The organism is Streptomyces sp. NPDC054783 (assembly GCF_053611725.1).
In genome coordinates this window covers 130,104-142,628 of sequence record NZ_JBSHAY010000009.1, presented here as the reverse complement: position 1 = coordinate 142,628, position 12,525 = coordinate 130,104, and the positions used below count along the sequence as shown (strand labels likewise).

The 12,525-nt window shown below is 73.8% G+C and carries 6 protein-coding genes; 1 reads left to right on the top strand and 5 read right to left on the bottom strand.

Features of this window, described 5'->3' with window-relative positions; all coding sequences use genetic code 11:
- Positions 1-60 precede the first annotated feature (60 nt).
- The 5 genes from ACWGJ5_RS18370 to ACWGJ5_RS18350 form a co-directional block, all read right to left on the bottom strand.
- Entirely contained in the window at positions 61-1,869 is a 1,809-nt protein-coding gene (locus ACWGJ5_RS18370; RefSeq protein WP_453310701.1) for a protein kinase domain-containing protein, read from the bottom strand.
- 123 nt (positions 1,870-1,992) lie between these two features.
- Entirely contained in the window at positions 1,993-3,768 is a 1,776-nt protein-coding gene (locus ACWGJ5_RS18365; protein WP_453310700.1) for a serine/threonine-protein kinase, read from the bottom strand.
- Positions 3,769-3,916: 148 nt separating this feature from the next.
- Positions 3,917-6,643 carry a protein kinase gene (locus ACWGJ5_RS18360; protein ID WP_453310699.1) on the bottom strand — a complete coding sequence of 909 codons (2,727 nt, stop codon included), beginning with the start codon at positions 6,641-6,643 and terminating at the stop codon, positions 3,917-3,919.
- A gap of 167 nt (positions 6,644-6,810) precedes the next feature.
- A complete protein-coding gene (locus ACWGJ5_RS18355; RefSeq protein ID WP_453310698.1) occupies positions 6,811-8,991 on the bottom strand; it encodes a serine/threonine-protein kinase in 2,181 nt (726 codons plus the stop codon).
- A gap of 198 nt (positions 8,992-9,189) precedes the next feature.
- On the bottom strand, positions 9,190-10,899 hold the full coding sequence (locus ACWGJ5_RS18350; RefSeq protein ID WP_453310697.1) for a glycerol-3-phosphate dehydrogenase/oxidase: 1,710 nt from the start codon (positions 10,897-10,899) through the stop codon (positions 9,190-9,192).
- A gap of 278 nt (positions 10,900-11,177) precedes the next feature.
- Here ACWGJ5_RS18350 and ACWGJ5_RS18345 point away from each other — a divergent pair, with 278 nt between their 5' ends.
- Complete coding sequence (locus ACWGJ5_RS18345; protein ID WP_453310696.1) at positions 11,178-12,386, top strand: nucleotide sugar dehydrogenase; 1,209 nt, start codon at positions 11,178-11,180, stop codon at positions 12,384-12,386.
- Positions 12,387-12,525: the final 139 nt, after the last annotated feature.

The following is a 12,525-nucleotide window of genomic DNA, read 5'->3' as shown; positions in this document are numbered from 1 at the left end:
ACCGGCCCCCACAGCCACCGGGAATCCGAACCGGTCACAGACCCGTGACCGAGCGGCCGTTCAGGACCCCGCCCGGAAGGTGTCGACCGCGACGTCGAAGTACTCCCGGGCCTCCCGCACCTTGCCGACCGGCGCCGACACCCACACGTCGTACATCCGCCCGGCCTCCTCCCAGCACAGGTCGTAGGTGTGGCGCGGGCCCTCGGCCGCGCTGAAGCCGTTCCAGGTGAACTCCCAGAGCGCCGCCGGGTGTCCGTCGTGCTCGGTGGGGGTGACGCGGCCGTCGTGGTAACCGGGGTTGGTGGAGGGGCCCTTGGCGGCCGACCGGGCCATCACGGCCTGCGGGCCCCCCGGTTGGGGATCGGCGGCCTTGACGCCGAGCCGGAAGGTGTCGCCGGGCGAGAGGTAGAAGACGCGCTCCCCCTGCGGGCTGCGGGTGAAGTCCTCCGGTACGGCAAGGGAGAAGCCGGCCGGGTCCCGGGCCGTGCGGTAACCGGAGGGCGCGGTGCGCGGGCCCGCCGAGCCCGAGTCGGTGGCCGAGGGGCCTGTCGCGGTGGCCGCAGGGCCGGAGGCGGTGGGTGCCGGGGGTGCGGTCCGCGACGAGGTCGCGCCCGTACCGGTCCCGGTCGCCGGGGAGGTCGCCGTGCCGCCCGGGCTGCCATCGCCCCCGCCCCCGTCCCGGTGCAGCAGCAGTGCCGCCGACACGCCTGCCCCGGCCAGCGCGGCGACCAGCAGGGATGCGACCAGCACCCCGCGCGTGGCGGACGAGCGGGCCCGGGGCTCCGCCGCCGACCCGGCCGCGGCGGGCGGCTGCGGGCCGCTGTGCGGAAGGTCCGGCTGGGTCGGCGAGTACGGCGCGGCGGCCTCCGGCGCACGACTCCCCGCCGTACCGGGCTTGGCGGTACGACCCCCCAGCGCACCCGACTTCGCCGTACGACTCCCCGTCGTACCGGGCCTCGCTGTCCAGCCGCCGGTGATCCGGTGCGCGCGGCCGGTGGCGGTGGGGCCGGAGGACGGGTCCGGTGCCTCCGGGGTCCGGCCCGTCTCCAGGAACGTCCGCAGCATCTGCTCGGCCTCGGCCGCGCCGAGCCGCCGGTCGGGGTCGCGCTCCAGCAGCCCCCGCACGACCGGCAGCAGCGGCTCGGCCTCGGCGGGCGGCCGGATCTCGGCGGCGACCACGGCGTGCAGGATGCCGCCGAGCGAGTCGCGCCGGAACGGCGACTCGCCGCTGAGCAGCGTGCACAGCAGCGCGCCCAGCGACCACAGGTCGGACTCCGGGCCGGTACGCAGCCCCGACATCCGTTCCGGCGCGGTGTATTCGGGCGAGCCGACGAAGGAGCCGGTCTCGGTGAGCGTGGTGGCGCCCTCGACCTGCGCGATACCGAAGTCGGTCAGCACGACCCGGCCGGTGCCGGACTCGATCAGCACGTTCGCGGGCTTGATGTCCCGGTGCAGCACGCCTGCCTCGTGCGCGGTGCGGACCGCGCCGAGCAGGGCGATACCGATCCGCGCGGCCTCGGCGGCGTCGGCCGGGCCCTGCCGGGAGATGCGGTCGGCGAGCGAGCCGCCGTCGACCAACTCCATGACCAGGTAGGGACGTTCGTCCTGCTCCACCACGTCGTGCACGACGATGATGTGCGGATGCCGCAGCTGGGCGACCGCCCGTGCCTCACGGAACGTACGGTCCCGGCGGCGCCGCGCGTCGCCCTCGGAGAGGGAGTCGTCCGGGAGGAGTTCCTTGACCGCGACACGCCGGCCCAGCACCTGGTCCACGGCCCGCCACACGACGCCCATGCCGCCGCGCCCGATGCGTGCCTCCAGACGGTAACGGCCCGCGATCACCCGGAAGTCGGCGCCCTCGGTCCCCATGAGCCCCATCATGCCTCACCGGACCCGCCCGCTCCGGGGCGCCGATCGGCCAAGCAGGGCCGACCGACCAGCCATTTTCGGCCGTATCAGCGGTCGTACGGCCGCTCCGGCCGCCGTCAGCCGTCAGCCGGCGGCCGGCTCCTGCCAGCCCTGTAGCACCCACTTGAACTGCTTGCTGGTCTTCGCCCAGTCCTGTTCCGGCGTGGACATGTAGATGGCGTACTCGGTACCGGAACGCGAGTAGTACGTCTCCTCGATCGCGTGGCGCGGACCGGCGACGTGCGGCGGGTCCTTCTTCAGCGCGGTCCAGGTGTACTCCCACAGCGAACCGCTGCGGTCGCGGTAGATGTTCGCTTTCAAGGCCACGCGCTTGTAGTCGACCAGTCGCTGCAACTGCTGTTCCAGATCCACCTGGTGCTGGTGGGCGTCGGCGAAGTCGGGCGAGCCGTTGATGGCGATGCGGACGAAGTGGTAGCCGCCGTCGGGGCTGTAGTCGATCTGTTTGAGGCCGCCGCTGAGCTCGTACACCGTCCGCTTCCAGCCTTTGGGCAGGGAGAGGCTGAAACCGAGCGGGTCGTGGTAGGACTTCCAGTTGGCGGGCACCGTGCCGTCGGGGCCCGGCGTGGTGCTGCCGCTGGCCGAGGGCGAGGTCGTGGCCGGGCCCGCGCCGCCGCTCGACCCGGTGTTCTGCGCCGAGCCGCCGCCCCACTCCTGGACGGCCACCGCCGCGCCACCGCCGAGCACCGCCGCGACGGCGACGACCAGGACGAGGGTGCGCAGCCGGCGCCGGGGCCGGGGCCGTACGGGGGCCGGGCCCGGGGGCGTGGGCGTGGGCGCCACGGCCGTCGGCCCGGTCATGGAACGGCCCGGGCCGCCCGGCGCGGCGGGGCCGTGGCCGGAGGCGGTTCCTGCGGGCGCGTAACCCGGGACGGTCCCGCCGGGCTCGTAACCGGAGGCGTGGCCGGCGGGGCCGTAACCCGAGGTGGTCCCGGTGGGGCCGTAACCCGATCGGGACGGGGTGCCCGTGCCGCCGGTGTGCACGCCCGAGCTCTGGGTGGGGATGAATGCCTGTGCCGCGTGCGGGCGGCGGCCCTCCGCCGCCTCGGCGAGCATCTGCTCCGCCTCCTCCGCGCTCGGCCGGCGCTCCGGTTCCTTGCGCAGCAGGGCGGCTATGACAGGGCCGAGCGCACCGGAGTGGCGCGGCTCGTCGGCCTCCTCCTCCACGACCGCCTGCATGGTGCTCAGCGGTGAGGTGCGGCGGAACGGCGAACGGCCCTCGACCGCCGTGTACAGCGTGGCGCCGAGCGCCCACAGGTCCGAGGCCGGGCCCGGGTCGTGGCCGCGCACCCGCTCGGGCGCGAGATAGTCGACCGAGCCGACGACCTCTCCGGTGCGGGTGATGGTGGAGTCGCCCTCGATCTGGGCGATGCCGAAGTCGGTGAGCAGGACCCGGCCGTCCGCGCCGAGGAGGACGTTGCCGGGCTTGACGTCCCGGTGCAGCACCCCGGCGGAGTGCGCGGCACGCAGCGCCCGCAGCACCCACAACCCGATACGGGCGGCCTCGCCGGGCTCCATCCGCCCCCGCTCCTTGACCGCGTCGGCCAGCGAGTTGCCCTCGACCAGCTCCATGACGATCCACGGGCGGCCGTCGTGTTCCAGGACGTCGTGCACGGTGACGACGGCGGAGTGGTTGATACGCGCCGCGGCGCGGGCCTCGGCCCGGGTGCGGGCGAGCAGCACGGCCCGGTCACCGTCGGAGACGTAGAGCGCGGCGGTCAACTCCTTGACGGCGACCGTCCGGTGCAGCACCTCGTCGTGGGCGCGCCATACCCGGCCCATGCCGCCGCTGCCGATGGAATCGGCGAGCCGGTAGCGGCCCGCTATGAGCAGGCCCTGCATCTGATTCACGTTGCCCCGCAATGCTCTTGACAGGGTCAGACTAAGGACCGGTCAACCATCAGGGAACCGGCGGGGTACCAAGGTGACAGCACTGTGACGGTTGTCGCGGCCCGAATCGGCCGGGATCGGTCAACCGTATACGGGGCGCTCAACCGGTGTAGCGGTACGTCGCCGTGGCCTGCTCGTAGAACTGTGTCACCGCGTCGCGCTGGGACTCCGGGCCGCGGACCTGGATGATGTGGTAGCGGCCGTTCAGCAGGATCGCCATGTTGCGCACGAACAGGTCGCGGCCCTGGCCGTCGGTCCAGGTGAACTGCCCCTCGGCCATGGTCCGCCCGCCCACCTCGATGGTTCTCAGGCCGGTGGCCGTGGCCCAGCTGGAGGCGCGGTACGGCTGGAGCTCGCTCTCCTTGTCGCGCTGGTAGGTCATCGGGTCACTGCCGTAGCCCGAGGCGCTGTCCCGTCCGGGTACGACGATCAGCTCGAAGTCACCGTGCGCGTACACCACCTGGCCGCTGCCGTTCTTGGGGGTGCGGTCCCAGCCCTTGGACACGGCGATCTCGAAGCCCTCGGGGTCCTTACGCAGGGCGAAGCCGTCGGCGACGGTCGGATCGCCGCCGGTCTGGGGCTGGGTCTCGGTGGCGGGCGCGGACGCGGAGGGGCTGCCGCCCTGCTTCGAGGGGGGCCGCTGGGTGGACGAGGGCGCGGGAGCGGCCCGACCGGCGCTGCCCGTGCGGTCCGGGCTGCCCGCGGCGCCGCTGTCGCCCTGTTTGGGCATGAACAGCATCGCGTACGCGATCGCGCCGGCCAGCAGGAGCAGGACCAGCAGAAGCAGAGTGCGGCCGAGGCTGCGCGGCGAACGGGCCTCCTCCAAGGCCCGGGCGCGCTTGTGCCGGCCGTGCGGATGGGCCTCGGGCAGTCCGGCGCGCCGTCGCCGCAGCCGCACCAGCTCGCCGCGGCGTCGGACGATCGGCAGCCGGCTCGGGTCTGCGGGCGGCACGGGTACGACATGGGTGCCGGCGTCCGGCTCGGGCGCGGACCGCACCAGCGAGCGCAGCCAGCCGTTCAGCTCCTCGAAGTCCAGGCGCTCGGTGGGGTCCTGGCGCAGCAGCGACTCCACGACCGGCCGGAGCGGGCCGCACTCCTCGGCGAAGGCGGGCGGCTCGGCGCACACCAGCTGCACCAGCTCGGCCGTCGACTCCTCCGGGTACGGCGCGTGTCCCTGCACGGCCCGGAACAACAACGCGCCCAGCGCCCACAGGTCGGTCGCCGGCCCGATCGGCGCCGCCAGCTGCCAGTTCTCGTGCACGGGGCCGGCCTGCTCCGGCGCCCACCGCTCGGTCACCGGCCCCACCACGGTCATCCGCACCTGCCGCGCCCGCTCGGCCGCCAACGCACTCCCCGGCCCACGCCGGGCACCGACCGCACCGGGGTCGTTCCAGTGAGGGTGGGCGGCGGCGGTGCCGGTGACGTGCGGGGGGAGGGATGGGCCGGGGTGGGCGGGGTCGGCGTACGACGACGAGTCCGAGCCGCGGTGAGCCGGTCCGGCGGCGTGCGGGGGGAGAAGCGCGCCTTGGTGGGCCGTTCCGGGGCCGTAGAGGGGCAGACCCTCGGGGTGGCCGGGGGCCTGGCCGGGGGCCTGGCCGGGGAGGGACGGGCGGGGGTCCGCCGAGGGGAGCCCGGGGCGCTGCGGGCCGCCGCCGCTCAGGGCTCGGGAGGTGTCACCGGCACCGGGGCGGGGGTGGGCACCGTGCCAGGGGGCGCCCTGTATTCCGTAGGGGTCGGCGATCCGTCCGGCCGGGGTGCCCGGGCCGCCGGGGTACGGCGGCCGGGGCGTGCCGTCGGCGTCGCCCTCGGCCGGCGGCCGGGCCCCGGGGAGGGCGGCGGGCCCGTTCTGCCGGGCCCCCTGCACCCGGGCGGCAGCCCGGGCACCCGCGCGGTACGCGGCGATGGCGCCGGCGCGGGCGGCACGGATGTCCGCGCCGTTCTCCAGGGGCCGTTGCCCCGCCGGGCCGGGCGCACCGGTCCCACCGGACGCCCCGTTCGCCCCCGGCGCCGGCAGCCCTCCGGCCGCCCTTGCCTGGATCGCGGCGCGGCGCGCGGCCTCGGGGTCGACGTCCGCGGACGCCACCGCGGACGGCACACCGCCGGACCCGGACGAGCCCTGGAGCTCACCACCGGCACGGCCGCCGGACCCGTAACCGGCGCCTTGACCGGTCCTGTCCGCGCCCGCTCCGCCGTCTTCGACCCCCTCCTGGGCCGGCACGGGGTCGTACCCGCACAACGCCTCCTCCGCGGCGCCGACGGCGAGGCCGGTCAGCATCACGCGGCCGTCGTCGCAGACGAGTACCGTGCGGGCGGTGATGTTGCGGTGCACCCAGCCGTGCGCGTGCAGCACCCGGAGCGCCATGAGCACGTCGGCGGCGACCTCGGCCGCCCGGTACGGCGACAGCGGCTGCTCGGCGAGCAGCGCGGCCAGCGGGCGCGCGCCCACCAACTCGCTGACGATCCACAGCGACCCGCCCTCGGCGAACACGTCGAAGACCTGGTCGAGGCGCGGATGGTCGGGGATCGAGGCCGCGGCCTGCGCGGCCTCGACGGCGCGCCGCACCGCCGGGTCGGTGGGCCGCCGGGTCGCGGTCCGGGCGTCCGGCGCCCGCCGGTTCCCGCGTTCACGCGCGGTGAAGCCCTCGGGCAGTCCCTCCGCGTCGAGCACCTCGGCCTCGACGACCTCGGGCAACGGCACCTGCCGGACCAGCACTTCCTGGCCGCTGTAGGTGTCGAAGGCGCGGGTCTCGGTGAGTTCGTACTCGTCGGTGGGCGGCAACGGCAGGCGGTAGCGGTCGGCGAGCACCCGACCCGCGTAGTCGTCCACGTTGCCTCCCCCGGCCGCCCGGTCGGTCGGTCACTTCCGTTCGCCTCACGACCCGTTTCGCACACACTTCCGGCTGCGTACGGTCCGCAACCATTCACGATACGTGCCGGAGGCAACCCGCATTGAGTGGATGACGGATTCTCACGCCCCAAACCGGGGCCGAGCGCCTACGACTTGGGCTCGAAGGACGTGGTGAGCGTCTTCCAGGTGTCCTTGCGAAGCCGGCTGTCCCAGTTCGCGGCCTTCGCCGTGTACATCAGTCCGTAACCGAGATGGCCGTTGACCACGAATCCCCGGTCGATGGTGCGGTACTCGGTGCCGCCGTCGACGTACGTGAACTCCCAGTCGGCCGTGTTCCAGCCGCGGTAGTCGACCTTCTCGATGCGGATCCGCTGGTACTGGGAACGCATCATCCCCTGCTCCTGGTTCCTCCAGTCCGCCACCGGGTCGCTCTTGGGGCTGCCGGTCCAGCCGATGAGCAGCTTCTGCCCGTCAGGACCGGTGTACCGGTCGCCCCCGCTGTCGGTCGAGCTGTACGACCAGCCCTTGGGCAGCCCGATCGAGTACCCCTGGCCGCCCTTGCGGGTCGTCACCGCCGGCGCGCTCCCGGCGTCCTTGGCACCGGACTTGCCGGAGTCGTCGGTGGACGCGCTCGCGTCGACGGCGGCGCCCGACGTGGCACCGGTGCCGCCCGACGACGGGCTCGTCCCGTCCGCCCGGGCCCCGCTGCCGGCGCTCTTGTCGCCCTTGTCCTGCTTGGTGGACGCGCTCGCGCTCGCCGCCGCCTTGGCCCCGCTGCTCTTGCCGTCCTTGCCGCCGCCGCTCAGGGCGATGGCCAGGACGGTGCCGAGCACCGCGAGGACCACCAGCACGGCGATGATCACCAGAGTGCGCTTGGGCACCACGTCGGTCAGCGGCGCCCTCGGCACCGGCCGCGACGGCAGGTCCAGGTCCGGCGGCGGCATCACGGGCCAGCCCGAACTTGGCTTGTTCGCGCTTGAGTTCGGCGCACCGGCGGCACCGGAGGCGCCGGCCGCAGGACCCGCCTGTCTCCCGGCGGATCCGGCGCCGGCCCCACCGGAGGGCGCGGGGCGCGCTCCGCCGGAGGACGGAGTGGGCCGCGTTCCACCGGAGGAAGGCGCCGGGCGCGCTCCACCGGAGGAAGGCGTCGGCCGCGCTCCACCGGAGGAAGGCGTCGGCCGCGCTCCACCGGAGGAAGGCATGGGCCGCGTTCCGCCCTGGGCGGCAGGACGTGCCCCTCCCGCGGGGGCATCGCCCGCGCCTGCGGCTTCACCGGCACCCGGCGCCGTCGTGTCGCCGCCGTTCTTCGTCCGCGCGGACGCGGCCGCCCCGGCCGCCTTGCGGACCGAACGCAGCGCGCCGCGCAGTTTCTCCCCGGCCTCCTCGCCCCGCTTGCCCTCGGACAGGCCCGGCTGCGGCGGCAGCGGCACCACGCGCGTGGCGTCCATCGGCTCCGGCTCGGGTGCGTGGATCACGGCGTTGAGCATGGCCCGGGCGCCCGCGTCGTCGAGCCGCTTGGCCGGGTCCTTGGTGAGCAGGCCGTAGATGACGTCCCTGAGCGGGCCCGCGTTCTTGGGCTCCTCCAGGGACTCCGTCATCACCGCGGTGAGGGTGGCGATCGCCGAGCCCTTGTCGTACGGCGGCACGCCCTCGACCGCCGCGTACAGCAGGCCGCCGAGCGACCACAGGTCGGCCGCCGGACCCGGCTTGTGGCCGCGGGCGCGCTCGGGCGAGATGTACGAGGGGGCACCGACGAGCATGCCGGTGGAGGTGATGGACGGGTCGCCCTCGACCTGCGCGATACCGAAGTCGGTGAGCACGACCCGGCCGTCCTCGGCGATGAGCACGTTCGACGGCTTCACGTCACGGTGCAGGATGCCCTCGCGGTGCGCGGAGCGCAGCACGTCGAGGATGGCGAGCCCCACCTCGGCGGCGCGCTTCGGCTCCAGCAGGCCGTCCTCGCGGATGGCCTCGGCGAGGGACTTGCCCTCCACCAACTCCATGACGATCCACGGCCGGTCGTCCTCGTCGACCACGTCGTAGACCGTCACCGCGCTGTTGTTGCGGATCCGGGCGATCGCCTTGGCCTCGCGCAGGGTGCGCGTGATCAGGCGCCGCTTCTCCTCCTCGTCGATGTTCGACGGGAACCGCAGCTCCTTGACCGCTACCGTCCGGCCCAGGGTCTCGTCCTCGGCGCGCCAGACCGTGCCCATGCCGCCCCGGCCCAGCACGTCTCCCAGCCGGTACCGCCCGGCGAGGAGACGACGCTCGCTCTTGTCCTGACGAGTCCCCTGACGAGATGTTCCCGCCCGCTCCGCCTCCGACATGCGTCCCCTCATACAACCCGCCCTGACAGAGCCTCCATTGTCTCTCACTCGACAAGTGGCCGACGCCCAGGGGGCCCTTCGACCCAGGCGGGATCCGGTGCACCGGTTTCGGGGAAATGCGCCTGGTTTCGGCAGGGGTGACGGGCGTTCGGCCGGTGCCGGGCAGCCGGCTCATGGGCCGGCTTCGGCCACACTCCCTCATGTGAACGGCACTATGTCCGGCGCTCCCAGCCTCGCCGCGTCCGCCGTCTGGTCGTCGGGCTGGAGCTGGGACTCGCGCTCGGCCTCCACCCGCTTCTCGTAGTGCTCCACCTCGCGCTCCATCTGGTCCTTGTCCCAGCCGAGGACCGGTGCCATCAGCTCGGCCGCCTCACGGGCGCTGCGGGTGCCCCGGTCGAAGGTCTCGATGGAGATGCGGGTGCGGCGGGTGAGGACGTCGTCCAGGTGCCGGGCGCCCTCGTGCGAGGCGGCGTACGCCACCTCGGCGCGCAGATAGTCGTCGGCGCCCTGCAGGGGCCGGCCCAGGGCGGGATCGGCGGTGATGAGGTCCAGCAGTTCCTCGGCCAGGGAGCCGTACCGGTTCAGCAGGTGTTCCACGCGGGCCACGTGCAGTCCGGCTCGGGCGGCGATCCGGGCGCGCGCGTTCCACAGCGCCTGGTACCCCTCCGCGCCCAGCAGCGGGGTCTCCTCCGTCACGCAGTCGGCGACCCGCGTGTCCAGGCCGTGCACCGCCGCGTCGACCGCGTCCTTGGCCATCACGCGGTAGGTGGTGTACTTGCCGCCCGCCACGACCACGAGTCCCGGCACCGGATGGGCGACCGTGTGCTCGCGGGACAGCATGCTGGTGGCGTCGGACTCGCCGGCGAGGAGCGGGCGCAGACCGGCGTACACCCCCTGCACGTCGTCGCGGCCGAGCGGCACCGCGAGCACCGAGTTGACGTGCTCCAGCAGGTAGTCGATGTCGGCGCTGGACGCGGCCGGATGAGCCTTGTCGAGGTTCCAGTCGGTGTCGGTGGTGCCGACGATCCAGTGCCGGCCCCAGGGGATGACGAACAGGACGGACTTCTCGGTGCGCAGGATCAGGCCGGTGCTGGAGTGGATGCGGTCCTTGGGCACGACCAGGTGGATGCCCTTGGAGGCGCGGACGTGGAACTGTCCCCGCTCCCCCACCATGGCCTGGGTGTCGTCGGTCCACACCCCGGTCGCGTTGACGATCTGCTTGGCGCGGATCTCGTACTCCCCGCCGCCCTCCAGGTCGTGCACCCGCGCACCGACCACCCGCTCGCCCTCGCGCAGGAACCCGGTCACGCGTGCACGGTTGGCCGCCTTCGCGCCGTAGGACGCCGCCGTGCGCACCAGCGTGGCCACGAAGCGGGCGTCGTCCATCTGGGCGTCGTAGTACTGCAGGGCGCCGACCAGGGCGTCCCTCTTCAGGCAGGGGGCGACGCGCAGGGCTTGACGGTGGGTCAGATGGCGGTGCAGGGGCAGGCCCCGGCCGTGGCCGCGGGCCATGGACATCCCGTCGTAGAGCGCGACGCCCGAGCCGGCGTAGAGCCGCTCCCAGCCCTTGTGCTGCAGGGGGTAGAGGAACGGCACCGGCTTGACCAGGTGCGGGGCGAGCCGCTCCAGGAGCAGTCCACGCTCCTTCAGGGCCTCGCGGACGAGCGCGAAGTCGAGCATCTCCAGATAGCGCAGACCGCCGTGGATCAGCTTGCTGGACCGGCTGGAGGTGCCGGAGGCCCAGTCGCGGGCCTCGACCAGAGCGGTGGACAGGCCGCGTGTGACGGCGTCCAGAGCGGTGCCCGCGCCGACGACTCCGCCGCCGACCACCAGCACGTCCAGCTCCCGCTCCGCCATCGCCGCCAGTGCCTCGGCGCGCTGCGTCGGCCCCAGAGTCGCTGTCCTCACGCTGCCTCCCGCTGTCGCAGACTCGCTCGCGTGGGCCGCACCCGGTGGGCGAAGCCCGGTTCATCCCTCCTCCTGCCCAAATTCTGACCGGCTTGCCCGACTTCAGCCACCACGGGCTCCCAACCTGTGGACAACTCGCGCACAACCCTCGGAAGACACACGAACACAATCACACATAACGGTCATATATGTACCTAGCCTGGCATAGCGCTCGCTCACGCTGTCCACAGCGATTGCGCAACTGTCCCGCTTCGGCTATTGGGAAGGACGGCCCAGCCATGCCCGCAGACCTCGCCGTCATCGGACTCGGCCCCTACGGTTTGCCGCTCGCCCAGGCCGCTGTCGCCGCGGGCATCCCCACCGTCGGTTATGCCACCGGCCCCGAGGCGGGCTCACTCAGCCCCGCCGAGCTGCGCCGGATGCTCTCCGCGGGCTTCCGGCCCGGCACCGACCCGGCCCAGCTCGGCCGGGTGCGCACCGCGGTGATCTGCGCGCCGACCCCGCGCGGCGCCGACGGCGGACTCGACCTCGGCCAGGTGGAGGCGGCCGCCCGCGCCCTCGCCCAGCGGCTGCGCCCGCACACCACCGTCATCCTGGAGTCGCCGGTGCTCCCCGGCACGACCGAGGAGTTCCTGCGCCCCCTGCTGGAGGAGGGCTCGGGGCTGCGCGCCGGCCGCGACTTCCACCTCGCCTACTCGCCCAGCCGGGTCGACCCCGGCAGCCGCGACCACACCCCCGCCAACATCCCCAAGGTCATCGGCGGCCTCACCCCGGCCTGCACCGAGTCGGCCGCCGCCTTCTACGGCCGGATCACCGACAAGGTGGTACGCGCGCGTGGGCTGCGCGAGGCGGAGACCGTGCAGCTGCTGGAGACCAACTTCCGGCACGTCAACATCGCGCTCGTCAACGAGATGGCAGTGCTCTGTCATGAGCTGGGCGTCGATCTGTGGGACGTGATCCGGTGCGCCGAGACCAAGCCCTTCGGCTTCCAGGCGTTCCGGCCCGGGCCCGGCGTCGGCGGGCACGGCGTCCCGCAGGACCTGACCGGGCACGCCACCCGCACCCTGCGGATGGTGGAGCTGGCCCAGCAGGTCAACAGCCGGATGCCCCGGTACGTCGTCCAGCGCGCGGCCACCCTCCTCAACGAGCACGGCAAGTCCGCCCGCGGCGCGCGCGTGCTGCTGCTCGGCGTCACCTACAAGCCCGATCTCGCCGATCTGCAGGGCACCCCGGCCCAGGAGATCGCGATCCGGCTGATGGAGCTGGGCGCCTCCGTCAGCTACCACGACCCGCTCGTGGCCTCCTGGAACGTCCTGGAGCGCCCGGTACCCCGCGCGGACTCGCTCTACGACACCGCCGCCGAGGCCGACCTGACGATCCTGCTCCAGCAGCACCGCACGTACGACCTGCAGGGGCTGTCGGTGAAGGCGCAGCTGCTGCTGGACACGCGCGGGGCCACGCCCACCGGGGCGGCGCACCGGCTCTGAGCCCGGTCACGAACGGAAAACGGCCGGGGGTGTTGTCGTCCCCGGCTGTTAGTCTCCCCCGGACTCGCCGCACACACGTGCACGGCGAGCGCACACGCGCGTGCGCGGGCCTTCCGCATCCGTTCTTACAGCCGTGCTC

Coding starts and splice junctions, on each gene's coding strand:
- ACWGJ5_RS18370 (WP_453310701.1), bottom strand. CDS start 1,869: ATGGGGACCGAGGGCGCCGACTTCCGGGTGATCGCGGGCCGTTACCGT.
- ACWGJ5_RS18345 (WP_453310696.1), top strand. CDS start 11,178: ATGCCCGCAGACCTCGCCGTCATCGGACTCGGCCCCTACGGTTTGCCG.
- ACWGJ5_RS18365 (WP_453310700.1), bottom strand. CDS start 3,768: ATGCAGGGCCTGCTCATAGCGGGCCGCTACCGGCTCGCCGATTCCATC.
- ACWGJ5_RS18355 (WP_453310698.1), bottom strand. CDS start 8,991: ATGTCGGAGGCGGAGCGGGCGGGAACATCTCGTCAGGGGACTCGTCAG.